The sequence below is a fragment of the Vibrio sp. 10N.261.52.C11 genome (genome assembly GCF_041471405.1).
In the GTDB taxonomy this organism is placed as follows: domain Bacteria; phylum Pseudomonadota; class Gammaproteobacteria; order Enterobacterales; family Vibrionaceae; genus Vibrio; species Vibrio crassostreae_C.
The window spans coordinates 1-25800 of record NZ_JBFROI010000076.1 but is presented as its reverse complement, the minus strand read 5'-3'; the positions used below and the strand labels follow the sequence as shown (position 1 = coordinate 25800).

Sequence of the window (25800 nt, the reverse complement as noted above, 5' to 3'; positions counted from 1 at the left end):
ACTGTTTTAACCCCCATTTAAGCTCGTATAGCTTAATTAATTTTAATAAACCAATTAGACCAGAGAGTATTAACATGTTTGGTAAAGGCGGTATGGGCAACATGATGAAGCAAGCCCAGCAAATGCAAGAGCGCATGCAAAAGCTTCAAGAAGAAATCGCAAATATGGAAGTTACAGGTGAGTCAGGTGCTGGCCTTGTAAAAGTAACGATCACTGGTAGCCACAGCGTTCGCCGTGTTGATATCGATGAAAGCCTAATGGAAGACGATAAAGAGATGCTTGAAGATCTTATCGCTGCTGCTTTCAACGATGCGGCTCGTCGCGTTGAAGAAACTCAAAAAGAGAAAATGGCTAGCGTAACTGGCGGAATGCAACTTCCACCAGGTATGAAGATGCCTTTCTAAGTAACTTATTCTTAAAGGTTAATTCAGGTGGTGGTTTGTGTTGAACAGGCTATTACTTGAACATTAGAACGGTTAAATATGCGTACCAGTCATATGCTGGAGCATTTGATGGAGGCCTTACGTTGTCTACCTGGGGTTGGCCCCAAGTCGGCGCAGCGTATGGCCTTTCATTTGTTACAGCGCGATAGAAAAGGCGGCCTACAGTTGGCTGAAGCTCTTAGCCAAGCAATGACCGAAATTGGTCACTGTAATGAGTGCCGTACTTTTACTGAAGAAGATACTTGCCACATTTGTACCAATCCTAAACGTCAGGAAAATGGTCAAATCTGTGTAGTAGAGAGCCCTGCAGACATTGCAGCTATCGAAGCAACTGGCCAATATTCAGGTCGTTACTTTGTATTGATGGGTCATCTTTCACCACTTGATGGTATTGGTCCAAGCGACATCGGTCTCGATGTTTTGGACTACCGCCTGCGTCGTGGTGATATCTCGGAAGTAATCCTAGCGACTAACCCAACAGTTGAAGGGGAAGCGACAGCGCATTACATTGCTGAGCTATGTAATGCCCATGAAGTGAACGCAAGCCGTATCGCTCATGGTGTTCCCGTTGGTGGTGAGCTAGAGCTGGTGGATGGCACCACGCTTTCGCACTCCTTACTCGGTCGTCATAAGATCTAAAAAAGCCGCTTGGTGAAGCATCACTAAGCGGCTTTTTCTTTTATTGCTTTAGACGTTTTTCAGCGCTTAATCTGAACCTCTCACCGCTTTGTATATCATCGCGCCAATCACGGCACCAATAATTGGTGCAATCCAGAATAGCCACAATTGCGAAACGGCCCAATCACCGACAAATACGGCTACACCAGTACTTCGCGCAGGATTCACCGAGGTATTGGTTACAGGGATACTGATAAGGTGAATTAGGGTCAAACAAAGACCAATTGCGATAGGTGCAAACCCAGCGGGTGCTTTCGAATCCGTCGCGCCCATAATCACGAATAGGAACACCATGGTCATGACCACTTCACAAACGAGAGCTGCTGTGAGCGAGTAGCCGCCCGGTGAGTGTTCACCATAACCATTTGAAGCAAAGCCAGATGCCGCAGCGTCAAAGCCTGCTTGGCCTGAAGCAATCACAAATAACACACCACCCGCGATAATGCCGCCAATGACCTGGGCAATAATGTAAGGTGCGACGTCTTTGGCATCAAAGCGGCCACCGCTCCAAAGACCAATTGTAACAGCAGGGTTGAGATGACAGCCGGATATATGGCCAATAGCAAAAGCCATGGTGAGTACGGTTAAACCAAACGCGAGGGAAACCCCGAGTAAGCCGATACCTACATCGGGAAAAGCAGCGGCTAAGACGGCACTACCACAACCACCTAACACCAACCAAAATGTACCGAATATTTCTGCGATATACTTATTCATAACTATCCTTATTAATCTTTACCAGTATCAATAAGATAGTTTAGTTCTATCAAAGTTGTGAAATCTTGGGCATATATAAGAAGAAAAGTATTGTTAAGTTATTGCTTCGAGCTCAATAAGGTTATCAAGCGCTTCTTGGTCTGTTTTACCACAGATGATAGGGCAGGCTTTGAACTGGTGACATACCTTCGGGCGTGAAGGTTGACCAAATAATTTGCATAGATCTTGCTCATTTAATTGAATGCAGCGTACGCCAGCAGGCTTACCATTAGGCATTCCAGGAATAGCAGATGTAATACTTGGAGCGATACAACAAGCTCCACAACCTAGGCGACATTCCATCAAATTAAACTCACTAAATAACAGGGTGCGCGATAGTAGCAAAAAATGATGAGAGTGACAGCTGTTGATTGAATCAAAGAATGAACAATTATTATCCTTGAACTTTTTATGGGCTAGCGGTATAACACGCACCCCAGTAAAAGAGTAAGAAGTAATCCTATGACGAATCCATTTTGGCAAGAAAAGACACTAGAGCAAATGACCGAGAACGAGTGGGAATCACTGTGTGACGGTTGTGGTAAGTGTTGCCTGCATAAACTAATGGATGAAGATAGTGATGAAGTTTACTACACCAACGTGGCGTGCAGCTGGTTAAACGACAAAACATGTTCTTGTAAAGACTACCCGAACCGCTTCACTTCAGGTGAAGAGTGTTTGAAGCTGACTCGTGACAAGATTCATGAATTCCATTGGCTACCAGATACTTGTGCTTACCGTCTTCTATCTGAATCTAAACCGATTCCTGAGTGGCACCCATTGATTACGGGTTCTAAATCAGAGATGCATGCTGCAGGTGAAAGTGTTCGTAACAAAGTGGTATACGAAATCGATGTTGTCGATTGGGAAGATCACATCTTGAACCACCCGAACCGCTAGTTAACGAAGACTAGTCAATCACCCGAATAAAAAAAAGGCTCACATTTCTGTGAGCCTTTGTCGTATTTAGGAGGGTCCAAATCAATGGACTGTGTCATGGCTAATGTCAAGCAAGCGGTAAGTCTGCAACCACCTGATTGAACGTGATACGAGCATTCTGAGCTTGCTCAGATAACTCGATCTTTTTCGCTTGTGCGGCACTAAGATTACTCTCGGCCTGCTCAAGTGCTTGTTGTAGGTTCTCTGGTAACTCGTGAGTTTCCATTTGTGAACCTTGTTCTAACACATAAGCGCGAATTTCTTTCTTCACTGCGGCAAGTTCTGTGTAAGCAACACGCTCAAGTTCTGCGGCTTCTTGTGCTGCATCTCTTTCTTTCTCAAACTGAGCCAACGCCATACCTTCAGCAGACCAAGGGTCCATGTCTGGCAGTTCTTCGATGTTGATCGTTGGCTCGATATACGCATCTTGATGGCGTAGGTCGAGGTTAGTCGCACGAACCGCTGAAATCATCAGCATCACAGAGATAGCAAGCAGTGGTAAGCCACCAACAATCGCCGCCGTTTGTAGCGTACTTAGACCGCCTAAGAACATTAGAATCGTTGGTAAGAACGACAGAGTAAATGCCCAGAACATACGGTTCCAGCGCATTGGTTCTTCGGTCACGTTATTTTGTACAACAGACGCTAGGATGTATGAGATCGAGTCAAATGTTGTTGCCGTGAAGATGATACACAGCATCGTAAATACAGCGATAACCAGCGTGCTCATTGGCAATTGTGCCAGCATCGAGAAGATAGCTTTGGTTGCGCCTTCAGCATTCAAAATCGCAACGACATCTAGCTCACCAGAAAGCTGCAGGGATAGGCCGTAGTTACCTAAGATCATGAAGAATAGGAAACAACCTAGAGAGCCAAAGAAGATCGAACCTGACACCATTTGTTTGATGGTTCTACCGCGAGAGATACGCGCAACAAACAGACCCATACTCGGTGCAAATACTAGCCACCATGCCCAGTAGAAAATCGTCCAGTCTTGTGGGAAGTGAGTGTTTTCGAATGTACCGTAACCACCAAATGGTTCAGCCCACGTTGCCATCACGAAGAAGTTAGACAGTAGACGACCAATTGAGTCTAAGCCTGTTTCTAACATGAAGATTGTTGGACCCGCGATCAGAACGAAAGCCAGTAGACCCATCGCACCCCAGAAGTTGATGTTACTTAGGATCTTGATGCCTTTTTCCAATCCAGCATAAGATGAGTAAGCAAAAATCGCAGTACACACTAAAAGCACCATCACTTGCGTTAGGTTATTTTTAGGTAGACCAAATAGATGATTTAGACCTTCAGTGATCAGAGGAGCGGCTAAACCTAATGTTGTTGCAGCGCCGCCTAATAGACCGAAAATGAATAGGATATCAACGATCTTTCCTGGTACGCCTTTACTACGGTGTTCACCAAGAACAGGCATTAATGCGCTTGAAATCTTTAGAACAGGTTGTTTACGTACGTAGAAGAAGTAAGCGATAGGAATTGCCGGGATTAGGTAGATAGACCATGCGATTGGTCCCCAGTGGAATAGGCCGTAGGTCGCAGCCCAGCGTACTGCTTCTTCACTGCCAGGTTCTAGTTGGAAAGGCGGTGATTGGTAGTAGTAAGCCCACTCAATACAGCCCCAATACAAGATACTTGCACCGATACCGCCACAAAATAGCATGGCAGCCCATGATGCAGTTTTAAACTCAGGCTCTTCATCAGCTTCGCCCAGTTTAATTTGTCCCATATCACTGAATACTACGTACACCATAAATGCACAGGCTGCGAGACCTAGAGCAAGATACAGGAATCCGAGTTGATCAGTCATGAATGTTTTCGCAACCGCAATCCAGTCTGCGCCCTGTGCAGGGAACAAAATGAGCGGGAAAACTATCGTGAGTAGGAGTGCTATAGCACCAAAAAAGGTTGGCTTATCGATAAGCTCAAAAGTGTTTTTCACGAGTATTATTCCATTAAAATGAGAGCGGAATTATGGAATGAACTCGTTTTTTAGACCTAATCGGGTCTATTGTCGTAACGATAAATCGCTTTTATTCTAGAGAATGCGATAGGTTGGCAAGGCTAAATGAGTGCGAGAAGAATACCGCCTACGGTTGCCGCTGCGGACAGGTATTGCCCCGCTGAATAAGAACCATCATCTTCTTCTTCAATCTTATCTGGGTGATCCATACCCAAGGCACCATGAGCGAATGACTCAACTTTATCGGTAACTGTCGCGTTTTCTGCTTCGACTTTCTTCGCTTCTTTATCAATTTCTTTTAGGGCAGATAAGAGTGCTTTGCCTTCATCAGAAAGCCTAACCGTATTTTGCTCAACCTTAAGCGGTGTAGGCTTTTCAGCTTCGTTAGCTGAACTCTTAGCGTTCATCTGCGAAGGCGAATACAGCTGAGTATTACTCGTTCCTACTGGCGTCATATAGCTCTCCTTACCTATCCTTAAATATAGTATCGGCAGAGGTGTGAAAAACTTGTGCAATTAATCATCGATAGTGATGTTTTTTTATTCGCACATTACATTTTCGTCTGCTTGGTTAAATCGTCTATTTACTAAGCAAGTCTTGTGCCGATAAGAATGTTTGATTTTAGATAGAGTTAGGATGAATGACGGGAACGTGATCAAGTTGTGACGATGGGCTAATTATCTAGGATTAGCCCATCGACTCTTTAGCTTAGAAGAGTGGATCAACAGATCCTACTCACACTCTAGGCTAGCGCTACGTTTTGACAGATGCTTGTATGCCTTCATTCGGTTCTCTTTCTTTACAAAGCGAGCCGGCGGCGAAAGCACTTCAAGCTGATAATCACCGCTATCCGATGAGATCGCTTCAACCGGGCTGATGATGGCGATTTTTAAATCAGGGTTACGACGTAGAATTGATGCCGCCGTCCCTAAACCACCCTCGGTGTGGAACTTGCCAGCCACGTGAATCACTTGTTTATCAGGGTTTGATGCTAGGTAATCCACAATCGACTCAGCCATGGTTTCGTCCCAGGTAACCTGAGCGGCAAACTGCTTTTCTGTTTGCTCTGGCGTACCGTGATGCATAGAAGCCATGAACTTTTCTTTGTAAGGGCTATCGCCAGTATCCACTTCGGCAGCAATCCATTGGCGTTGCTCGGTCGATAATTGGTCTAGGTAAGGCAATCCTTTACGGCCAATACACTGCACGAATGGCTTTGGTGCATTTGCCGCAATAACATCGACGTCGTTGGCTTTTGCGAACTCAACTAACGCGCGGTAATCACTTTCGTAATTTGGCCAAGCTGCCGCTTGAGACATGAGAATTTGTTCGCCAATTTCGCCGTTTAAGTATTGGTCAAGTGTGGCTTGGTGCTCTCGAGTGAACTGTTCCATTGAAAGCGCAATGTTTGATGTTGCGTTGCGGCGCGCTTTTAAGAAGTCGGTTTGGAAGCGGTGAATGGCAGAATGCGTGTGCCATTCGCCAATTAGAACCACATCAGCGTCAATCAGCTGCTCGGGTAATGCATCGAGAGAAAGTGTTTCGCCTTGTGGAGAAGCGAACTGGTAGTCATAGAATGTGGAAACGGATTCCGTTTGAGCCACTTTTTGAGAAGTGTCTTTTGCAGGTTGACTAACACAAGCCGTGAGAAGAGTAGCTAATCCGATAAGAATAATACGTTGCATGAAATGCCTCCTTGAAGAACACGCATACTAAAGGAGGCAAGATAAGATTTCAATGCAAACGATAATCAATATCAATTAAATTTGTTTGCGGTACACTCGCAGCATAAAGTCAGCTTCACAGTTGAATTGCTCTGCCTCGGTGAGTTGTAGTTTAAACTCTTCACTCGCCTTCCAAGCAAACGGCGTCATCTGTAGCAGGTCGAATGCATCTGACCCCGATAGTTCCATCATATAGTTTAGTTGCTCTTGATGCTCAAGCGTAAAACCTTCGATCACTTCTGGATCTTCGTCGTGCAAGCGAACGCCATCATAAATTGCATCACGCAGTTGATACAGGTGTCGGCTAGCTGGTGTCACGGTGATCACCACACCATTATCTTTGATGGTGCGTTGTAACTCTTCAGCCTTGCAAGGCGCGTAAATGCGTAGAATTCCGTCTAAGCTGTTTTCAGCAAAGGGTAGGCGATGGCTTGATGCAACTGAGAAGTCGACAGCAGGGTAGCGTTTAGCGGCGTATTTGATAGCAATCTTAGAAATGTCTAGGCCAAAAGTAGCCCCTTTCTTTTCTTGAAGATTCACAGCAATTTCGTTGGTGTAATAACCTTCGCCACAACCAATATCCAATAGGCTAGGCGTCTCTTCTGGTAGATAGCGAGAACACAACGTCACCACCGCTTGGCGCATTGGGTCATAGTGGTTACCTTCAAGGAAGCGACGACGTGCCTGCATCATCTCTTTGTTGTCACCTGGATCTTTTGAGCGTTTGTGGTGCGCAGGCATCAAATTGACGTAGCCTTCTTTCGCTAGGTCGAACTGATGGTTCTTTTCACACTTAAACGTACGATCGTTTTGAGATAAAGGTTGGTGACACAAAGGGCATTGGTAAGTCATGGAGACCTCTAAAGGAGAATAGACAGCGCAAGTGTAACGAGCTAAAACCAAAAAGTAAAAGAGCGACATAAAGCCGCTCAAAAATCGTTTTTTATAACTGTATTTATACGGTTATTGGGCACTAATCACAGTGATCAGTTGGTGGTTTTCACCCGGCCGGAGTGTTTTACCGGCTTCTAGGCTTGGCGCGTGCAGTGTTGATTCTACGCACATCATAGTTAGGTAACCATCGTCTTGCATGTCGCCCATACTTGCAGCGCCTTCTGCCCACGGGTTCCACAGTACTGCAGAGTTATGACCGTGGTTTTCAACTGTTAGCGTGCGATCCAGCTTCTTGTCAGCAACAAAGATTTGCGCTTCTGGTTGCGTGTAAACGCGGTCAATCGTGTCGGTCAGTACCAGTTCAGATCCACCTTGGCAGATCTTGCCACCTTGCAGGCTATCAATGTACTCAGCACCCATACCAGTGGTGGTTGTGTTGTGGATATCGCCAACGTTTAGGTAAGTGTGTAGTGCACCAGAGAAAGTCCATGGCTGAGAATCAGTGTTCTTCACGTCCAGCGTTACTTTTAGTTGTTCGCCGATCTCAACATTCAAGCGAGCATCAAACTGATGAGGCCATACTGCTAGCGTCTCTTCGCTTGGCTTCAGACCTAAGCTAACAATCACGCCAGCTTCGCTTTCACGGTGTTCAACCAATTGCCATTCACTTGAACGGGCAAAACCATGTGCTGGTGCTGCAATGCGACCAAACCAAGGCCAACATACTGGAATACCACCACGCAGAGCCGTTTTACCATCGAACTTAGCTTGTTGGCTCATCCAAATTAGGTCTTCTTGACCTTGCGGTTGGAATGACACCACATGGCCGCCAAACAGTGAAATCGCTGCGTTTGCTTTATCGTGGATAACGCGAACCAGTTTTACACCTTCGTGTTCAACGATAGTGACGTTGTCAGAAAGTACCGCCAGTGCAGGTAGAGTAGATAAATCCATTACATGATCCTTCTAAGCAAATTGAATTCAAATGCTGACTAGAGTGATGCTTGTGTTTTCATGAGTAACAAGCAGAGTCAGTATTAGAATTGAATTTTGCGTTTGGGCTATCTTGATGAGCTTAGACAGACGCGGTTTAAAAGATAGCAGGCATTAAAAAGGCGACACTAAGGTCGCCTTTTTCAAAGTCTGCTCAAAACAGTCTTCGCTAATGCTTATCTAAAGCGATTTCTAAAAAGAAATTACTTAGAGATGTGAGCGATTAGGTCTAGAACTTTGTTTGAGTAACCGATTTCGTTGTCGTACCAAGATACAACTTTAACGAATTTGTCAGTTAGAGCAACACCAGCTTTAGCATCGAATACTGAAGTTTGAACTTCACCGATGAAATCTTGTGATACTACTTGGTCTTCAGTGTAACCAAGAACGCCAGCCATTTCGCCTTCAGAAGCTTCTTTCATTGCAGCACAAATTTCTTCGTAAGATGCAGCTTCTTTTAGGTTAACTGTTAGGTCAACTACAGATACGTTAGCAGTTGGTACACGGAAAGCCATACCAGTTAGAAGGCCGTTTAGTTCTGGAAGAACAACGCCTACAGCTTTAGCAGCACCAGTTGAAGATGGGATGATGTTTTGAGAAGCACCACGGCCACCGCGCCAGTCTTTAGCAGAAGGGCCATCTACAGTTTTTTGAGTTGCTGTAGTAGCGTGAACTGTAGTCATAAGACCAGACTCAATGCCCCACTTATCGTTAAGTACTTTAGCGATAGGTGCAAGACAGTTAGTAGTACAAGAAGCGTTAGAAACGATGTCTTGACCAGCGTAAGATGCTTGGTTAACGCCCATTACGAACATTGGAGTTGCATCTTTAGAAGGACCAGTAAGAACTACTTTCTTAGCGCCAGCAGTGATGTGCTTACGTGCAGTCTCGTCAGTTAGGAAAAGACCAGTTGCTTCAGCAACTACGTCTACGTCGATAGCATCCCACTTAAGGTCTTCTGGGTTACGCTCAGCTGTAACACGTACAGTTTTACCGTTAACGATTAGGTTACCGCCTTCAACTTCAACAGTACCGTTGAAACGGCCGTGAGTTGAGTCGTACTTAAGCATGTATGCCATGTACTCTACGTCGATTAGATCGTTAATACCTACTACTTCGATGTCTGCACGCTCTTGAGCTGCGCGGAATACGAAACGGCCGATACGGCCAAAACCGTTAATACCTACTTTGATAGTCATTGTAGTTGCTCCACAACTTAATTTCTGATTAAAGATAACTGGTAGTAAAATTACAGAATCCAGTATACATCTGCAATAGATAATCCGACTTAACTTGTTTAATGTCAAAAAAAAGCGACGCTTTTCTTAACAATTGGGTGTAAGTGATTGAAAATTGACCATTGCAAGTGGCTCTGTACCCTTCCAGTTGGGTAAAATACCCCTAAATGATGATTCACTTATGAGTGTATATGTACAATGTTTCCTGGTGAGAAAGTATGTGCTACAAAACGACTCATATGCAAGCCTTTATAGAAAAAAGTAAATATAATAACTGAGAATGTGGAGAGATATTAACGTGATTCAAAAGGGAGGAAATATGATAAAGCCTGATGAATACTGGCGTGAGCGCCTAACGGACGACGAATTTTCAGTGTGTCGTGAGCGTGGTACTGAAGCCCCATATAGCGGCAAGTTACTGCACAACCATAAGACTGGCGTCTATAGCTGCACATGCTGTGAAAGCCCTTTGTTTCTGTCGGATAACAAATATGACTCTGGGTGTGGTTGGCCAAGCTTTGATGCCCCAGTGAATGATGAAGCAGTACGCTATATAGAAGATCTAAGTCACGGAATGAAGCGTGTAGAGATCCGTTGTACCGCCTGTGATAGCCATTTAGGTCACGTTTTTCCAGATGGCCCGAAGACCACAGGTGAACGGTTCTGTGTTAATTCAGTGTCGTTAATTTTCAACAAAAATGACGAAAGTACGAAATAACTTGTAACTATTGTCTAATCCTTACAGGTCGCATTTGTCGATTTAGGAATGCTGAAACGCCCAAGATTTCAGATTTAACTCTAGTACAAATAAAAACAGCTACCAAAAAGGTAGCTGTTTTTATTTGAAAGCAGGTGAATAAGAAGCTTAAGTAAGAACACTATAAATGAAGCGATCAGTAACTCGGGACGATTGAAGGGCTGTAAATTCCATCCTCAATCGCTTCGACGATGTTATCTGCGTCTTTATTTAGCTTCTTATAGGTTGCCTTGTCGAAATGGTACAACACCGTGAGCTCGGCTTCAGAAGCAATCGGCACGTCAAAGTCTTTGGCAACCATTGCCCAAACGTACGCTTTTTCCATATGTCCCAGGCTGTGGTTGATACTGGCCATCGACTTGAAGATTTCAGTGTTGGCTACCGAGCCATTAGAAAGCGTTAGCGCATTATTGAGTAGCTTAAGTGTCTTTATATGATTGCGGGTGGTATAGAAGGTTGCCAAGGCATATTGCATCTCAGCTGTGTTTAACGCTTCAGAGCCTTCTAGTTGTAGGAAACTGCGTCTGGCATTGGTGTCCCCAGTTTGCGACCACAAGAAGTAAAGCGTTTCCGGTGTATCAGATTTCGATAGCTCATCAACAATGCGCTCAGACTCTTCGATACTGTGCATTAAAGAGGTAAAGCGACGCTCTTGCAGCTTAGATTGATCGATCGTTTCGATCTGTGCCGCGAGCTCTAGGCACTTTTTGTAGGCAGTGACTAATTCGAATTCTTTAATTTTGTTGATTTCGGTGGGTTGCTTCTGAACTTCAAATCGATGCCAGATGAGGTCGGTACGTGCGACACGACATTGCCCATCGTTCATGTTCAATTGTTCACACTGAAGACCCGGATTGCTTTGGCACAGTTGATCGGTATTTTTGTTCCCTTCAAGACACCCAACCAGAGTGAAAGGCAATAGGCTAATCGCCAACCATTTCATAATTTTCATATTCCTTCACTTGTGATCAGATGCACTTATTATTGGTCAGGTTCTTGACTCAATTCTGTTACGGGTTATTTTCTGGTGAAAATTGTTAAAACTAAGGCTTTACCATGGATGCAGAACAACTTCTTAGCGCAATGACACCCGAGGTCTACGAACGTTTAACCTACGCAGTTGAAACGGGTAAATGGCCAGAAGGTACGGCGCTCTCAAAAGAACAGCGCGACTCGTGTATGCAAGCGGTTATGTTATACCAATCTAAACATAACTCTGAAGCTCAACATATGACAATTGCAGCTGGTGGTGAGATTAGCTTTAAATCTAAGTCTGAACTAAAGAAACAGTTTAAGTCAGATCAAGAAGACATTGTTAGGGTTAACCCGAATCATTAAGCTTAAATTACAACAAAGGGGTGGCAATGTGCCACCCCTTTTAGTTTAACTCGTTTATTTATAAGCAATAAAACGATTTAGTTCACGTTAAGCCGCCGTTACTTTCATAGAATAACTGGCTTTAACGTGAATCCTTGAACAGGTTATAAGCTCATCTCACCGCGCAATACTTGTTGCATCTGAGCCTTCACTTCTTCGTAGCCTAGGTTTTGGCTTAATAGATAATGCAACTTCGCCAGTGCCGCTTCTGGTGTCATATCGTAACCACTCACCACGCCCGCTTCTGCTAGTGCACAACCTGTCGCGTAACCACCCATGTTGACTTTACCAGCCAAACATTGAGTTAGGTTCACCACAATAACACCGCGCTCTGAGGCATCTTTCAGGTGCTGAAGCAGTTCTGGGTTTTGTGGTGCGTTACCCACACCGAAAGTAAGCAGAATCATCGCGTTAACAGGTTGTAATAGCGTGTTACGGATAACTTCGTGTGAGATGCCTGGGTACATTGTGATTACGCCGATAGGTTGCGGAGTAATGTTATGAACCTTGAAAGCACCTTTAGGTTGTTCGTTTACCTTTACGTTATTGCTAAGTTGGATATTGATACCCGCTTCTAGCAATGGATTCAGGTTTGGAGACGTAAACGCATTGAAGCCATCTGCGTGTGATTTTGTGCTGCGGTTACCACGCATCAACTTGTTGTTGAAGAACAGTGTCACTTCGTTGATAGGGTAGTTTGCGGCAATGTGTAGCGCATTCAGCAGGTTTGCTTGTCCGTCTGAACGAAGCTCTGCTAGTGGGATCTGAGAGCCCGTAACAATCACAGGTTTGCCGAGGTTTTCAAGCATGAAAGACAGTGCAGAGGCAGTGTAAGCCATAGTGTCTGTGCCATGCAGGATAACGAAACCATCGTACTTATCGTAGTTCGCGCGAATGTCATCAGCGATAGTCTGCCAATCAAGTGGCGTCATATCTGAAGAGTCCATTAATGGAGAGTATTCGTGAATGGTGTACTTAGGCATCTCTGGGCGATGGAATTCAGGCATGCCAGCTAGCTGCTTATCCATGAAACCTGCGACTGGAACATAGCCGTGGTCAATAGACTTCTGCATGCCAATTGTGCCGCCGGTGTACGCGATATAGATGTGTTTTCTTTCCATGGCGATTAATACTTAGTGTGATGTAGGGAACAGGGGGGGCGATTATAGCGAATTATCATGCAATAAAAAGAGGCACCTCACACAGAGGTACCCCTTAGTCATTGAGTTATTGGCTCAACTTATTGAACTTGGCAATTTAAGCAGAAAGCGTATCGGCCTTGTGGGTCGTTAAAGCTGCCTAACAGCTGGCTATCTTGAGCTAACTGCTGAGTAACAGGCTGTAAACTGCTTGGTATCATCGATTGAATATCTAGGCCTATCGACATCTGAACTTGGTTCATAAATTCTTGAATAAATTGTTCAGTGGCCGAAAGTGGCTCTTCTACCCAGTAGATGTTGTAGCTTTCAAGCTCTGCAAGTGAAGCCGCAGCTGCAACCGCATCATCGAAATCACCAATCTCATCGACTAAGCCTTTCTGAATCGCATCTTGACCTGTCCAAACTCGACCTTGAGCAATCTTGTCGACAGCATCGACTTCCAGACCGCGATTTTCTCCAACTAGGCTGATGAATCGGCGGTATCCGTTTTCAATGCCCATTTGGAACGCGTCTTTCGCGCCATCGCTAAGTCCAGTTGTAATACCAAGACCTGAGAAAGGTGAGGTGCCAACGCCATCAGTGTAAACACCAATATCGTTCAACCCTTTTTCGAAGGTGGTGATAACACTGAAGATACCAATTGAACCCGTTAGTGTGGTTGGCTGAGCTAGGATCTTATCCGCACCCATCGAGATCCAGTAACCACCCGAAGCAGCAAGGCTCGACATCGACACAACAACCGGTTTACCCGCTTGCTTGATCGCTTCTATTTCATTACGGATAACTTCAGAAGCAAAGGCACTGCCACCTGGGCTATCGACACGAAGTACAACCGCTTTCACTTTATCGTCGTTACGTGCTTGGCGCAGTAGGGCTGCTGTGGTATCGCCGCCAACGGTGCCACGTGGTTGCTTGCCATCCATAATTGCGCCGCTCGCTACAATCACGGCAACGTCGTGTGATTCACTAGTCATGTTTGGAAGCATGGTTGTACGGTATTCGTAGTAACCAAACGCGTTGTAGCTGTCTTGGCCGTCACTGCCGAAAACATCGGCAAGCTCTAGTCGAACTTGCTGGCGTGTCGCTAGCTCATCCACTAAGCCAAGTTTCTCGGCCAGTTTTGCAATGTCACCGTCCACAGACTCAAGTTCTTTCAAGAAGGTGTCCATGCTTGGGTTCAGTGTCTTAGCGTCTATTTGACGGTTGTTGCTGACGTCATCAACGTACGCACCCCATAGTTGGCTTAACCAACGAGAAGCGGACTCTTTCGCTGCGTCTGACATGTCATCACGAATGAAAGGCTCAATAGCTGACTTATAAGTGCCCACACGGAACACGTGCGTGTTTACGTCTAGTTTCTCTAACAACGTTTTGTAGTAAAGCGAGTAAGCGCTATAGCCTTTAAGAAGAACCCCACCATCTGGTGATAGGAAGACCTTAGTTGCGTAGCTGGCTAGGTAGTATTGGCTTTGGTTGTAAAAGTCACCCACCGCATAAATCGGTTTGCCTGTTGCTTTGAACTCATTCAATGCTTTAGCAATGTAGCGTAGCTTGGTCAGGTTGGTTTCTGGCAGCTCTTTGAGAGCTAAAACGATACCAGTAACCTTGTCATCGTCTTTTGCGTAGCGAATCGTTTCAACGATATCAAACAGGATGTTCTCTTTTGGAAGGTCTTTGCCAAGTAGTGAACCTGTGACCGAATCCATCGGATTGATATAGCGGCTTTGTTCCACAATAGGGCCAGACAGATTAAGCACTAAAGCCGAATCCTGAGGAACCGTCGGTTGAGCCGTATCTGAATGGAAGTACACAAAGTAGATGATGGCGATACTGAGTAAAAAGACTAGGTTAACCAGCGCAAGACGTACAAACGTAATGAGCTTCCAAATCCCTTTAAAGAACATGCCTATAAATTTGAATATTTTTTTCATTCTGTCTCCGCAGTGAGATCACGTCGCTTTAACAAGCCGTAGTACCATTAATCTCAATAATATGAACTGCTTAGTATCCTACGATAATTCCCAAGCTCAAACTACACCAAGAATTGTTAATCGATATATATTCTCATTAAGTGTAGTCAAATTAAGGGCTTCTGAACGATTAATACGTGCAGCATTATGATCGGTGTTACAAAAATGTAAACGGTTGTTTGAACTTTTGGTAATTGAACTATACTGTGGTCAGACCACAAGGATAAAATAATAGAAGTGATGTCTGCCATGTACCCACATTTACTTGAACCACTCGATCTTGGATTTACCCAGTTACGTAACCGTGTATTGATGGGATCAATGCATACAGGTTTAGAAGAAAATAAAGAAGGTCTCCACAAACTCGCCGCGTTTTATGAAGAGCGAGCAAAAGGAGGCGTTGGCCTTATTGTTACCGGTGGTTTCTCTCCTAATTTACGTGGCAGATTAACCCCATTTAGTGCTGAATTCAGTAAAGTGAAGCATGCAAAAGCTCACCAAGTTGTTACCGAGGCCGTGCACAAGCATGGCGGTAAGATTGCCCTTCAGTTGCTGCATGCTGGCCGCTATGCCATGCACCCATTCGCGCAAAGTGCTTCGGGTATTAAAGCGCCAATCGCTAAGTTCGCACCGAGTGAGATGAGCCCTCGTCAGATTAAAAAGACCATTGGTGCCTTTGCCAACAGTGCCGAACTCGCCCAAGTCGCGGGTTACGACGGCATTGAGATTATGGGATCTGAAGGTTACTTGATTAACCAATTCATCTGTAAACGTACCAATATGCGTTACGACGAATGGGGCGGTTCTTATGAGAAGCGCATGCGTTTCCCGCTGGAGATTGTTAAATCGATTCGCGAAGCAGTGGGTGACGACTTCATTATTATTTTCCGACTGTCGATGCTGGATTTGGTTGAGCAAGGCAGCACCTTTGAAGATGTTGTTCTATTGGCTCAAAAGCTGGAAGAAGCAGGCGTGACTATTATCAATACCGGCATCGGTTGGCATGAAGCGCGTGTTCCGACTATCGCGACACAAGTACCACGTGGTGCATTCTCTTGGGTGACGGAAAAAGTGAAACCATACGTGTCGATCCCAGTGGTGACATGTAACCGAATTAATACGCCAGAAGAGGCCGAACGTATTCTTAGCTCTGGGCAGGCTGATATGGTGTCTATGGCGCGTCCATTCTTGGCAGACCCGGATTTTGTTATTAAAGCGGCTCAAGACCAAGCTCAGTTTATTAATACCTGTATCGGCTGTAACCAAGCTTGTCTTGATAACGTGTTTAAAGGTAAACGCGCGAGCTGTTTGGTTAACCCACGCGCTTGTTACGAAACCGAAATTGTTGTTCAGCCAGCGCAAGCGACTAAGACCATTGCAGTTGTCGGCGCAGGCCCTGCAGGTTTAGCGTGTGCCACGACTTTAGCCCAGCGTGGACACAAGGTTGACTTGATTGAGAAAAATGACCGTATCGGCGGCCAGTTTAGATTAGCAATGCAGATACCGGGCAAAGAAGAGTTCAGAGAAACGATTCGTTATTTTGCTAACCAAATCGATGCATCCGGCGTGAATCTGAAACTGGATACGGAAGCGACGTTTGAGATGTTGTTGAAGTACGATGAAGTGGTGATGGCTGCTGGCGTAGAGCCAAGAAAGCTCGATATTGAGGGCATTGACCAAGAAAACGTGGTCGATTACCAAACCTTGATTCGCGAAAAGACACCAGTAGGCGAAAAGGTCGCGATTGTTGGTGCTGGTGGTATCGGTGTCGATGTGGCAACCATGCTCACCGAGCCGGCGTCACACAGCCTAGATGATTGGCTGCATGAGTGGGGCATCGATAAGAACATGGAACACCCAGGTGGTTTGTATCCTTACCCGGATTCATTCAGCGACAAAACGGTTTGGGTGATGCAGCGTAAAGCGGGGCGCGTTGGTAAAGGTCCGGGCAAAACAACGGGCTGGATTCACAAACGCACGCTAGAGAAACGAGGTGTGAATCTACTGGGCGGTGTAAGCTACAACAAGATTGATGACCAAGGTCTGCATATCAGCGTTGGTAAGAAAGAGCAGGTGCTGGATGCTGACTCGGTTATCGTATGTGCAGGTCAGGTGTCAGTTCGTCCATTTGAAGATATGTGGCAAGAGTTTGGTGGCAAACTGCACGTGATAGGCGGTGCTGATTATGCCGGTGAGCTGGATGCAGTACGTGCTATCCGTCAAGGTGTTGAGTTAGCTATTAAGTTATAGAATCATCTATCAAACTGTAATCTTATCGGTAGATATTGTTACTTAATTTGCTGAGCTAGATTTTGAACAAGGCTCCTAAGTCATAGATTTAGGAGCCTTTATTGTTTCTAATCTAGCCCAAATTGACAGCCGTTGAGATTTATTATCGTTTGTATTCTGTGCTAAAGTTCAACTATACAAACAATAAAAATTAGTAAGGACTTCAAATGGATGCTTTGGATCTATTGCTCAACAGACGCTCAATCGCAAAACTCTCTGATCCAGCACCTGAAGGTGTGGCGTTAGAAAACATCATTAAAGCAGGGCTGCGCGCTCCAGACCACGGTGCACTAACACCTTGGCGCTTTGTTATCGCGCAAGGTTCTGGTCTACAAAAGCTTTCAGACATCTTGGTGCGTGCCGCTGAAGCGGATGAAAGCGAAGAAGCGGTTATCGAGAAAGTAAAAAAAGCGCCGTTCCGAGCTCCGATGGTGATCACCGTGATTGCTAAAGTAACCGAGCATGAAAAAGTACCAGCGATTGAACAACATCTTTCTGCAGGTTGCGCTGCTCAAGCGATGCAAATGGCTGCAGTCGCACAAGGTTTCCAAGGCTTTTGGCGCTCAGGTAAATGGATGTTCCACCCAGAAGTACACCAAGCATTTGGCCTCGAAGGCGATGACGAAATTGTTGGCTTCTTATACCTAGGTACTCCGGGCTGTACGCCAATGAAAGTGCCAGAGCGTGACTTCTCAAAGTTCGTCGAGTTCTTATAAAGAAAGCTGAAGCTTGAATAGTGGAATGCTAACTGTATAAACAACCAGTTTTTCTTGATTTATTAGGGCCACATTAGATAATGTGGCCCTAATTGTTTGTAGCATCTGGAAAAACATGTCTCGCCTTATTATTGCTGAAAAACCAAGCCTCGGCCGCGCGATTGCCGCCGCACTGCCTAATCCACAAAAGAAAGACCAAGGGTTTATCAAATGTGGCAATGGGGATGTGGTGACTTGGTGTATTGGACACTTATTGGAGCAGGTTGAGCCGGATGCTTATGACGACCGTTATAAGAAGTGGAATTTAGCCGATCTTCCTATCGTGCCGGAGCAATGGCAGCTAAGACCGCGTAAGACTTCAAGCAAACAGCTCACGGTGATCCGAAAGCTATTGAAGGACGCCACTCAAATTGTTCACGCCGGAGACCCGGATAGAGAAGGGCAGTTGCTGGTTGATGAAGTGATTGATTACTGCAAAGTCTCTAAGGCTAAGAAAGAGTCGATGGACAGGCTACTGATCAGCGACTTGAACTTACCTGCCGTAAAACGTGCACTTTCTCAAATGCGCAGCAACCGTGACTTTATTCCGCTTTCTATTTCCGCATTAGCGCGCTCTAGAGCCGATTGGCTGTATGGCATGAACATGACTCGTGCTTATACCTTACTCGGTCAAAAGGCTGGCTACCAAGGTGTGTTGTCGGTCGGGCGAGTACAAACGCCTGTACTTGGTTTGGTGGTAAGGCGCGATGAAGAGATCGAAAACTTTATTCCGAAAGATTACTTCACTTTGCACGCTTTGATCCCTTATCAAAATCACGGCCAGAGCTTTGATATTCGTGCGCGTTGGAAGCCAAGCGAAGCATGTAAACCATGGCAAGATGAAGAAGGGCGCGTGCTCAATCGAAAGCTGGTTGAGAATGTGGCTAACCGAATTGCGAATCAACCCGCGACGGTGACGGAATCAGAGCAAAAGCAAAGTAAACAAGCTGCGCCACTGCCTTACTCGCTGTCAGCTTTGCAGATTGATGCGTCTAAGCGTTTTGGTATGAGTGCTCAGCAGGTGTTAGACACGTGTCAGTCATTGTACGAGAAACACAAACTCATCACTTACCCACGTTCTGATAGCCGCTATTTGCCTAAAGAGCACTACTCACAGCGAGAGTCGATCGTAGACGCTATCGCTAACAATGCCAAAGAGCTGCAAAGTGGTGCTCAAGGTGCGGATCTTTCTCTTAAATCCAAAGCATGGAACGACAGTAAGGTCGATGCTCACCACGCAATAATTCCAACACCGAAGAAATCATCGGTGAACGGCCTGTCTGCCAACGAGATGAAAATCTATCAGCAAATCGCTCGCCGGTATCTAATGCAGTTCTACCCACCTGCCGTTTTTGCCGATGCTAAGCTGGTCTTTGATATAGCTGGTGGCGTGTTCATTGCGAAAGGACGTCAGCTTATCAACCCCGGCTGGAAGGTGTTGATGGGCAAAACAGACACCGAAGAGAAAGGCGATGGCACGGATACGGTTCCACCGTTGGAGAAAGGAACCGTGTTGACGTGTCGTGAAGGCGTGATTGGTGATAAGAAAACGGAACCACCAAAGCACTTCACGGAAGCGACGTTGCTTCAAGCGATGACAGGTATCGCGCGTTTTGTTGCTAACAAAGACCTCAAAGCCATTTTGAAAGAGACCGATGGCCTTGGTACTGAAGCAACCCGTGCAGGCATTCTAGATACCCTTTTCAAAAGACAACTGCTAACGCGCCAAGGTAAGAGTATTCATAGTAGCCCTGCGGGCAGAGGCTTGATTCATGCTTTACCTGAGGACTCTACCTTCCCAGACATGACGGCACACTGGGAGCACCAGCTGCAAGGCATGGCAGAACGAAATCAAGCTTATCAGCCTTTCATGCAAGCGTTAGAAAGCAAGATTGATGGTTTGATGGGCAAGGTAAAAACCGGCGAAGTTCCTGAGTCTCTACGTCATCTTCCTAAAGTCGAAAGACCAGCTTTTAAACGCCGTAAAGGCGGTGGTGCGAAGAAGTCTTATGCCAAGACAGGTACGTATGCTAAGAAAGGTACTTCCGCTAAGAAGGGCACTAAAAGCTAAGATTTATTGAGGTTAGGATTAACGTCCGACTTTACGGCCACAACGTTTAAACAGCTGCTGCCAATAGTCGACATGGCGACGAGTTGATGCTCGAAAAGCTTGATGTGCATCTTGAATGGGAAAGTAATAACTGTGCAGTTCAGGTTGCGCGTCAAACATTCCTAGTTGCGGGGCTAATTGCTGATAGTAGCCATCCAGCTGCGCCATGTAGGGCTGAACCTTGCCTATGTATTGTTGCTCGAATACATTGTTGAGATAACGAAACTTAGTGGTGTCTCGCTGCTTGCCGCAGATGATGTTGCCATCAAAAGTAGTGAGTTGCTTAGTAATGGTATCTAGCTCTGCCGAAGCACGAGCCAGCGAATAGTATAAATCTCCGAGCGTTGAACTCTTCTCTAGTACTTCTTGAACCTCAGTGGTTTTGCCGGAAACGAGCGGAACGTTTAACGCTTGATTGATATGTTGTAAGGCATCAACGGTTTGTCTTACCTGATCGCCAATATCAGCGCGTAACCACTGACTACCCCGCATTTGTGACTGCATCGCATCACTGGCATAGATGAGATTCCATTGGTGCAGCGGAAACTGTGTGAGCTTCTGCTGCTCGATTTTATTGAGTAATTCTACGATCTCTGGGTCTAATTCAGTACTGGATAAACACTTGCCTAAGCCTTCAAGTAGCGCGACTTGATAATCGTAGTTACGAAACTCATCTGCGACCTTGCCTAGAACCGAATTTCTTTCTGCTATCAGATTGAACAGTCTACACTGACGAAGCTGATAGCTGTCGATGAGACCGATAGAGAGTGAGGGCACGTCAAGCAGCAGTTCTCGTTTTCTCGGTAGGCTTTCAAACTCCCAATCCTCTTTGAGTTCTTCAGCATCTTGTACTCTAGCGACCTTAGTTTGATAGTCGTCGAATAAGTCGCCGGGGCCATTACTGAAACAGCCAGTTAGCATCACTGTTAGACAAAACAGCGTTGAGTGCTTAACTAGGTTTGAGAGAGAGCCTGCATTCATCTGTGGATTACCAGTCTATTTCGTTGCCATCGAAATTGAAGAAGTGACCACTTACTCCGGTATTCGCGGACTCGATGACTTTAATAAGGCCGGAAGCTGAAGTGTTGGTATCGATCAGAGCATTAGGGCCACCCATTTCGGTCTGTACCCAGCCTGGATGCAGTGCTAACACCGTAAAGCCATTATCGGTTAAGTCGTTGCTTAAGCTCTTAACCACGGAGTTTAGAGCGGCTTTAGAGGAGCGATAGATATAACCTCCGCCTGAGGTGTTCTCGGTCATGCTGCCGACTCTAGAGGATAAACAAGCGACCTTTTTGATATGGCTGCCTTCTAGTAGAGGCAATAGCGTTTCGACAAGCTTGAGTGGGGCAATAGTGTTAACTTCGAATACACGACGCCACTCTTCGACATCGGTATTACCTAGCCCATAGCCTTTAGGGCCATAGTAGCCAGCGTTGTTGATCAAGATATCAATCGACTCTATTTGCGAAGGGAGTTGGCTTACTGCTTGGTAATCGGTTATCTCTAATTGAATACAGGTAAGGTTGGTGTTGTGGTCTGTGAGTGAGAGCAGTTCTTTTGCTGAATTGTCATCACGATAAGTCGCGTACACCTTGTGATTACTTTCCAAGTATTGTCGAGTCAGGCTTAAGCCAATGCCGCGGTTCGCTCCAGTAATAAAAATAACGCTCATGGTGATTCCTTTTCAGTTCAATTAGTTAAGTTTGATGGCTTAACACGAGAAAATCAACGCTCCACCAACTGGCCATTAGCATTCCTACAAAAATCATTACTGCTGCCGCTGAGCCGCAGATCACCCCAAAGATGAGTATTACGTTTTTCATTATGGTCTCTACTTTATAATTAATAACAATGATAACCATTATCATTAATTAAGGTTGTCGCCAAGTTTGAGGCTGTTATGATTTTGAGAAAGATACGCAATTAGCCTGATTATGATTCCTTTAATTTACCACCCAATCTATTCACAGTTACCTTTACCAGAAGGTCATCGCTACCCAATCAACAAATATCAGTTGTTGCATAGTGCTGTTGAGGCGCTGATGAATAGCGAACCTCGATGGAAGTGCAAGTTTGAAGTGTGCCAACCAACGCCGGTTTCGGTTGAGCAAGTAAAACAGGTACATGATAGCGAATATGTTGATTTGCTCGTGTCTGGTAAGTTACCTGCAGCAAAGATGAGACGTATCGGTTTCCCGTGGAGCGAGCAACTTATCGAAAGAACACTCTACTCAAGTGGTGGAACCTGCTTGGCCGCTGAAATGGCAATAGAGACTGGTTTAGCGATTCATTTGAGTGGTGGTTATCATCATGCGCATCATGATTTTGGAAGTGGCTTTTGTTTGTTGAACGATTTGGTTTTAGCGGCAAAACACGCGCTGACCTTTGAACATATCGATAAAGTGCTGATCGTTGATAGCGACGTTCATCATGGTGATGGCACAGCAACTCTTTGCCAAGACAACGACGACATCATTACTCTGTCGTTCCACTGCGATAAAAACTTCCCTGCACGAAAGCCGCTATCCGATTTAGATGTGCCATTAAGTCGTGAAACAGAAGATGAAGAGTTCCTACGTTGTTTTGAACAAGTCACTAAGTTAGCGATTGCTCACCATCAACCTGATCTGATTATTTATGATGCGGGGATAGATATTCATCAAGACGATGAACTGGGTTATTTGAATGTCTCGACACAAGGGATATTTGAGCGCGACTGTTTCATGATTGAATTAGCGAAATCAGAGTCTATTCCGATGGCTTGCGTAGTCGGTGGCGGGTACCGCACTAAACACCAAGATCTGGTGCCGATTCACATGCAGCTGTTAAAAGCGGCCTATCATGTTCACGGTTAACCTCTCAAATTAGCGGCTGATAGTTCATTGAAATGATGGTGTGAAATAAGCGCCTTTTGCACCATAAAAGACACGCTTGCACCATTGTGACTCATATAAAGTACTTTTTTATTAATTAGTTACGTATTTGTGTGGTTAATTGTGGTCTGTAAATTGCTTGACCCATGTGTCTATAAAAACACAAGGGATAAAATGAACCTGACGGACAAGGAACGTAGTTGGCTTAATTGGTTTGGCGCAACAGGAAAACTGGCTATGCGCAGAGCTTGTTTCCTCAATCGAAGTAGGACGGAGGAGCTTGAACAAGCTTTTGAAAGTATTGCTCACACGCGAGTTCAACTTCTGCATAACTGGGTCAAGAATCAATGGGACTTTTTAGAAGACTCTGCTGTTTATTTGGCAAGTCGAACGGAAGAGCAAGCACAGGGGACGTTATCTAGCCTTCTTAAACGCAGTACGGATTTTTCTGAGTTGGCGATCGTCGATGCTAAGGGGATAGCACAAGCATCGAGTTATCAGGAGCATGTAGGGGTTAACCTTGGAGACAAGAAGGCTTTAGTTGAAGGGGCTTCAAAGCGTTATCTGCATGGGCCGTATATGGATCAGCGCACGTTGAACGTAGGGGCTTCGAGTTCATCGTTTCATGACCAAGTAACGCTGATGTTTTATGTCCCCTTTTCTCGGGATGAAGGGGCGCCGCAATTCCTATGTGGTCGTGTTCCAAATGATGTTATTGGTGACATTATTCAAAGAGAAGCGGGGCATATTTATAGCGAGTCGGGTGATAACTATATCTTTATGGTCGACTCCATTCATGATCCTCATACTCAGCCGGGTGTTGCGCTCTCTCGTTCTCGCTTTGAAGATAATACCTTTTCACACGGCGAGAACTTAAAGCAAGGGGTTCATACTGATTGGGGAACGGTTAAGATCCAGCACCACACCGAATTTGAGATTCGCTTTACAGACCCAGCCACTAATCAGCTTCACCCAGGCGTAAGAGAAACCATTAAAAATGGCAATAACTTGTTTATTGGTTATCCGGGGTATTCTGACTATCGCCACATACCCGTTATTGGCAAAGGTATCACTTTTCAATTGGATGGTTCACCAGATACCTTTGGCATGATGTGTGAGTCCGATTTAGAAGAGGTCTACAGAGACCGAAGTCTAAGTTATACCTTATCTAAGCACTTTATCAGCTGCATGCTACTGCCTCTATTTGTTCCATTACTGTTTGCCAACCTTTATACACTCACACCTTTTATGCAGAGTGGCATTATGTTCGCTTGCGCGTTGCTTTCATTGGGCTTATTCCGTTTAGTTAGCGCCAAACCACTAGCGAAGAAGATTCATGAAATGACCGGGGTAATGCAGACCTTAGCTGAAGGTGATGGCAACTTAAGTCGGAGACTTGATCCCACCACATTCAGTCATAATGAACTTGGCAACTTAGGGCGCTGGACTAACAGTTTTATCGACAATTTAGATAACACGGTGAGTGAGTTGATCCATGCGAGTCACGAAGTTAGAGAGGTTTCGGAATCGATGTTTCGTCGCAGTGTCGTGATGAAGCAAACCAGTGATGATGCATCACAAGCGTTAAGCAATATGCTTCAGTTGAGTCAGTATCAACAGAGCGAAATTACTCATGCGAGTGTCTCAGCAACGCAAATGGACACGGTGATGAAACAAGCCGTCCTGAGCGCAGAGAAGGAGTACAATCAGTCCGTCGAAGGCATGGAGATTGTTCGCAATATCGTAGAAAGCTCGGCGCATAGCGTGAATGAGGTGAATAATGAAATGACTAAGGTGTCTGACATTATAGATATCATTACTGACATTACCGCGCAGACTAACCTTTTGGCCTTGAATGCGGCCATTGAGTCGGCAAGAGCAGGTGAACACGGGAGAGGGTTCTCTGTCGTCGCTTCTGAAGTAAGAACTCTGGCTGACCGAACTTCACAAGCTGCTAACCATATTAGTGACCTAATGAAAGAGCTGCATAGTAAGTCTCGCAGTGCTGTTGAGTCCATGGAGCGAGGTGTCGAGAATGTGAGTAAAGGAAACTTAACAGTCGACTCAAATGCTCGCAGTGAGCAAATTCAATCAGCGGTGAGTGACCTCTTTACCACGATGTCTAACTTAGATGAAAACAGTCAGAAAAATGGACAAACGGCAGATAAAGCCCAACGTTCAATATCTGACTTACAACTGTCTACTAAGCAACTCGCACGTCGAGTGTCCTTGATGGGCAATGCATTGAGCCGTTTAGACCAATTGATTGGGCGTTTTGAAGTGAGCCGAAAGGTGGCGTAGTGGAAAATACGTAAGTTCTTTACGCAAACGCCAGATACAAAAAAGCCGCTGATTTCTCAGCGGCTTTCTTTAAAGTGGTGGAGGGATAGGGATTTGAACCCTAGAACCGCTATTAACGGTTGCCGGTTTTCAAGACCGGTGCTTTCGACCACTCAGCCATCCCTCCAGTGGCGCGTATAATATAAGGGTGGCTTTCGCTTGTAAATACCCTTATTAACTGACTGCTTTTTTTATGAACGCTTTTTGGTATTTTTGTTCTGAATGATTATTTATTGTTCGGTTTATTAAGAAGCCGACAAAATCTAATATTCAATAAGCCAAGTATTCCCAACTTTTGTTATACGTGAAGTGTTTCTGTGCTATTAAAAAAGAAAGTATCTAATTGGCTTGCAGGTAAAGTTATGAGGGGAGTGGCTTAGGCGCATGAACTTTTAGTTTAGAACGGTGAGATCGGAATTTAAAACTAGGTATAAAGTGAATGGGTTTGAAACCGGGACTGTAGAGAGTTTTGTTAGATGAGCTTTATATTTTAAAAAGCTTCAGATGCAAAAAAGCCGCTGATTTC

At 45.2% G+C, this 25800-nt stretch carries 23 protein-coding genes and 1 tRNA gene; 10 read left to right on the top strand and 14 right to left on the bottom strand.

What is annotated here, in order from left to right; translation table 11 throughout:
- Positions 1 to 74: 74 nt before the first annotated feature.
- Both AB4323_RS22005 and recR read left to right on the top strand, forming a co-directional pair.
- Complete coding sequence (locus tag AB4323_RS22005; RefSeq protein ID WP_017062338.1) at positions 75 to 404, top strand: YbaB/EbfC family nucleoid-associated protein; 330 nt, start codon at positions 75 to 77, stop codon at positions 402 to 404.
- Between the two features lie 78 nt (positions 405 to 482).
- Positions 483 to 1082: a recombination mediator RecR gene (gene recR, locus AB4323_RS22000; RefSeq protein ID WP_019823189.1), complete on the top strand. Its 600-nt coding sequence runs from the start codon at positions 483 to 485 to the stop codon at positions 1080 to 1082.
- Between the two features lie 66 nt (positions 1083 to 1148).
- Here the strand turns inward: recR and aqpZ are convergent, their stop codons facing one another.
- Positions 1149 to 1838 (bottom strand): aquaporin Z, encoded by a 690-nt coding sequence (gene aqpZ, locus AB4323_RS21995; RefSeq protein WP_065584853.1) that lies wholly within the window; start codon positions 1836 to 1838, stop codon positions 1149 to 1151.
- A 93-nt stretch (positions 1839 to 1931) separates the two neighbouring features.
- Entirely contained in the window at positions 1932 to 2180 is a 249-nt protein-coding gene (locus AB4323_RS21990) for a YkgJ family cysteine cluster protein (protein WP_004734153.1), read from the bottom strand.
- 159 nt (positions 2181 to 2339) lie between these two features.
- On the opposite strand from AB4323_RS21990, the gene AB4323_RS21985 reads away from it, so the two are divergent.
- Complete coding sequence (locus AB4323_RS21985) at positions 2340 to 2777, top strand: YcgN family cysteine cluster protein (protein WP_017067609.1); 438 nt, start codon at positions 2340 to 2342, stop codon at positions 2775 to 2777.
- A 106-nt stretch (positions 2778 to 2883) separates the two neighbouring features.
- On the opposite strand, the gene AB4323_RS21980 is transcribed toward AB4323_RS21985, so the two are convergent.
- The 6 genes from AB4323_RS21980 to gap form a co-directional block, all read right to left on the bottom strand.
- A complete protein-coding gene (locus tag AB4323_RS21980; protein WP_017063436.1) occupies positions 2884 to 4770 on the bottom strand; it encodes a BCCT family transporter in 1887 nt (628 codons plus the stop codon).
- A 122-nt stretch (positions 4771 to 4892) separates the two neighbouring features.
- Entirely contained in the window at positions 4893 to 5246 is a 354-nt protein-coding gene (locus AB4323_RS21975) for a hypothetical protein (protein ID WP_017059386.1), read from the bottom strand.
- A 276-nt stretch (positions 5247 to 5522) separates the two neighbouring features.
- A complete protein-coding gene (locus AB4323_RS21970) occupies positions 5523 to 6476 on the bottom strand; it encodes a ChaN family lipoprotein (protein WP_372153332.1) in 954 nt (317 codons plus the stop codon).
- A 75-nt stretch (positions 6477 to 6551) separates the two neighbouring features.
- Positions 6552 to 7367: a 23S rRNA (guanine(745)-N(1))-methyltransferase gene (rlmA, locus tag AB4323_RS21965; protein ID WP_017059384.1), complete on the bottom strand. Its 816-nt coding sequence runs from the start codon at positions 7365 to 7367 to the stop codon at positions 6552 to 6554.
- Positions 7368 to 7478: 111 nt separating this feature from the next.
- Positions 7479 to 8363 carry a D-hexose-6-phosphate mutarotase gene (locus AB4323_RS21960; RefSeq protein ID WP_372135679.1) on the bottom strand — a complete coding sequence of 295 codons (885 nt, stop codon included), beginning with the start codon at positions 8361 to 8363 and terminating at the stop codon, positions 7479 to 7481.
- A gap of 242 nt (positions 8364 to 8605) precedes the next feature.
- Positions 8606 to 9601, bottom strand: coding sequence for a type I glyceraldehyde-3-phosphate dehydrogenase (gap, locus tag AB4323_RS21955; RefSeq protein ID WP_017059382.1), 996 nt, complete (start codon positions 9599 to 9601; stop codon positions 8606 to 8608).
- 319 nt (positions 9602 to 9920) lie between these two features.
- Here gap and msrB point away from each other — a divergent pair, with 319 nt between their 5' ends.
- Complete coding sequence (gene msrB / locus AB4323_RS21950; RefSeq protein ID WP_080582205.1) at positions 9921 to 10358, top strand: peptide-methionine (R)-S-oxide reductase MsrB; 438 nt, start codon at positions 9921 to 9923, stop codon at positions 10356 to 10358.
- A 175-nt stretch (positions 10359 to 10533) separates the two neighbouring features.
- Here the strand turns inward: msrB and AB4323_RS21945 are convergent, their stop codons facing one another.
- On the bottom strand, positions 10534 to 11340 hold the full coding sequence (locus AB4323_RS21945) for a DUF2989 domain-containing protein (RefSeq protein ID WP_017059380.1): 807 nt from the start codon (positions 11338 to 11340) through the stop codon (positions 10534 to 10536).
- Positions 11341 to 11453: 113 nt separating this feature from the next.
- Here AB4323_RS21945 and AB4323_RS21940 point away from each other — a divergent pair, with 113 nt between their 5' ends.
- The gene (locus AB4323_RS21940; protein WP_010437067.1) at positions 11454 to 11735 is read left to right on the top strand and encodes a YeaC family protein; all 282 of its coding nucleotides are present in this window, start codon (positions 11454 to 11456) and stop codon (positions 11733 to 11735) included.
- 143 nt (positions 11736 to 11878) lie between these two features.
- Here the strand turns inward: AB4323_RS21940 and ansA are convergent, their stop codons facing one another.
- Positions 11879 to 12895: an asparaginase gene (ansA, locus tag AB4323_RS21935; RefSeq protein WP_017063439.1), complete on the bottom strand. Its 1017-nt coding sequence runs from the start codon at positions 12893 to 12895 to the stop codon at positions 11879 to 11881.
- A 119-nt stretch (positions 12896 to 13014) separates the two neighbouring features.
- Complete coding sequence (sppA, locus tag AB4323_RS21930) at positions 13015 to 14865, bottom strand: signal peptide peptidase SppA (RefSeq protein ID WP_029235699.1); 1851 nt, start codon at positions 14863 to 14865, stop codon at positions 13015 to 13017.
- Between the two features lie 279 nt (positions 14866 to 15144).
- Between sppA and AB4323_RS21925 the strand changes: the two genes are divergently transcribed.
- From AB4323_RS21925 to AB4323_RS21915, 3 genes are all read left to right on the top strand, one after another.
- Positions 15145 to 17154 carry an FAD-dependent oxidoreductase gene (locus AB4323_RS21925; protein ID WP_372153342.1) on the top strand — a complete coding sequence of 670 codons (2010 nt, stop codon included), beginning with the start codon at positions 15145 to 15147 and terminating at the stop codon, positions 17152 to 17154.
- A 206-nt stretch (positions 17155 to 17360) separates the two neighbouring features.
- Complete coding sequence (locus tag AB4323_RS21920; protein ID WP_017070328.1) at positions 17361 to 17909, top strand: NAD(P)H nitroreductase; 549 nt, start codon at positions 17361 to 17363, stop codon at positions 17907 to 17909.
- Between the two features lie 115 nt (positions 17910 to 18024).
- A complete protein-coding gene (locus AB4323_RS21915; protein ID WP_372153331.1) occupies positions 18025 to 20019 on the top strand; it encodes a DNA topoisomerase III in 1995 nt (664 codons plus the stop codon).
- An 18-nt stretch (positions 20020 to 20037) separates the two neighbouring features.
- Here the strand turns inward: AB4323_RS21915 and AB4323_RS21910 are convergent, their stop codons facing one another.
- Positions 20038 to 21039 (bottom strand): DUF3080 domain-containing protein, encoded by a 1002-nt coding sequence (locus tag AB4323_RS21910; protein ID WP_372058205.1) that lies wholly within the window; start codon positions 21037 to 21039, stop codon positions 20038 to 20040.
- 7 nt (positions 21040 to 21046) lie between these two features.
- A complete protein-coding gene (locus AB4323_RS21905) occupies positions 21047 to 21733 on the bottom strand; it encodes an SDR family oxidoreductase (RefSeq protein ID WP_371725115.1) in 687 nt (228 codons plus the stop codon).
- A gap of 262 nt (positions 21734 to 21995) precedes the next feature.
- On the opposite strand from AB4323_RS21905, the gene AB4323_RS21900 reads away from it, so the two are divergent.
- Positions 21996 to 22916 (top strand): histone deacetylase, encoded by a 921-nt coding sequence (locus tag AB4323_RS21900; protein ID WP_136973525.1) that lies wholly within the window; start codon positions 21996 to 21998, stop codon positions 22914 to 22916.
- A 192-nt stretch (positions 22917 to 23108) separates the two neighbouring features.
- A complete protein-coding gene (locus AB4323_RS21895; protein WP_229647116.1) occupies positions 23109 to 25235 on the top strand; it encodes a methyl-accepting chemotaxis protein in 2127 nt (708 codons plus the stop codon).
- Positions 25236 to 25310: 75 nt separating this feature from the next.
- On the opposite strand, the gene AB4323_RS21890 is transcribed toward AB4323_RS21895, so the two are convergent.
- Positions 25311 to 25401 (bottom strand) — tRNA-Ser (locus AB4323_RS21890).
- Between the last annotated feature and the right edge of the window lie 399 nt (positions 25402 to 25800).

Bases quoted from the DNA above. Each gene is read 5' to 3' on its own strand.
- AB4323_RS22005 (WP_017062338.1), top strand. From the start codon at position 75: ATGTTTGGTAAAGGCGGTATGGGCAACATGATGAAGCAAGCCCAGCAA.
- recR (WP_019823189.1), top strand. From the start codon at position 483: ATGCGTACCAGTCATATGCTGGAGCATTTGATGGAGGCCTTACGTTGT.
- aqpZ (WP_065584853.1), bottom strand. From the start codon at position 1,838: ATGAATAAGTATATCGCAGAAATATTCGGTACATTTTGGTTGGTGTTA.
- AB4323_RS21990 (WP_004734153.1), bottom strand. From the start codon at position 2,180: ATGGAATGTCGCCTAGGTTGTGGAGCTTGTTGTATCGCTCCAAGTATT.
- AB4323_RS21985 (WP_017067609.1), top strand. From the start codon at position 2,340: ATGACGAATCCATTTTGGCAAGAAAAGACACTAGAGCAAATGACCGAG.
- AB4323_RS21975 (WP_017059386.1), bottom strand. From the start codon at position 5,246: ATGACGCCAGTAGGAACGAGTAATACTCAGCTGTATTCGCCTTCGCAG.
- AB4323_RS21970 (WP_372153332.1), bottom strand. From the start codon at position 6,476: ATGCAACGTATTATTCTTATCGGATTAGCTACTCTTCTCACGGCTTGT.
- rlmA (WP_017059384.1), bottom strand. From the start codon at position 7,367: ATGACTTACCAATGCCCTTTGTGTCACCAACCTTTATCTCAAAACGAT.
- AB4323_RS21960 (WP_372135679.1), bottom strand. From the start codon at position 8,363: ATGGATTTATCTACTCTACCTGCACTGGCGGTACTTTCTGACAACGTC.
- gap (WP_017059382.1), bottom strand. From the start codon at position 9,601: ATGACTATCAAAGTAGGTATTAACGGTTTTGGCCGTATCGGCCGTTTC.
- msrB (WP_080582205.1), top strand. From the start codon at position 9,921: ATGTGGAGAGATATTAACGTGATTCAAAAGGGAGGAAATATGATAAAG.
- AB4323_RS21945 (WP_017059380.1), bottom strand. From the start codon at position 11,340: ATGAAATGGTTGGCGATTAGCCTATTGCCTTTCACTCTGGTTGGGTGT.
- AB4323_RS21940 (WP_010437067.1), top strand. From the start codon at position 11,454: ATGGATGCAGAACAACTTCTTAGCGCAATGACACCCGAGGTCTACGAA.
- ansA (WP_017063439.1), bottom strand. From the start codon at position 12,895: ATGGAAAGAAAACACATCTATATCGCGTACACCGGCGGCACAATTGGC.
- sppA (WP_029235699.1), bottom strand. From the start codon at position 14,865: ATGAAAAAAATATTCAAATTTATAGGCATGTTCTTTAAAGGGATTTGG.
- AB4323_RS21925 (WP_372153342.1), top strand. From the start codon at position 15,145: ATGTCTGCCATGTACCCACATTTACTTGAACCACTCGATCTTGGATTT.
- AB4323_RS21920 (WP_017070328.1), top strand. From the start codon at position 17,361: ATGGATGCTTTGGATCTATTGCTCAACAGACGCTCAATCGCAAAACTC.
- AB4323_RS21915 (WP_372153331.1), top strand. From the start codon at position 18,025: ATGTCTCGCCTTATTATTGCTGAAAAACCAAGCCTCGGCCGCGCGATT.
- AB4323_RS21910 (WP_372058205.1), bottom strand. From the start codon at position 21,039: ATGAATGCAGGCTCTCTCTCAAACCTAGTTAAGCACTCAACGCTGTTT.
- AB4323_RS21905 (WP_371725115.1), bottom strand. From the start codon at position 21,733: ATGAGCGTTATTTTTATTACTGGAGCGAACCGCGGCATTGGCTTAAGC.
- AB4323_RS21900 (WP_136973525.1), top strand. From the start codon at position 21,996: ATGATTCCTTTAATTTACCACCCAATCTATTCACAGTTACCTTTACCA.
- AB4323_RS21895 (WP_229647116.1), top strand. From the start codon at position 23,109: ATGAACCTGACGGACAAGGAACGTAGTTGGCTTAATTGGTTTGGCGCA.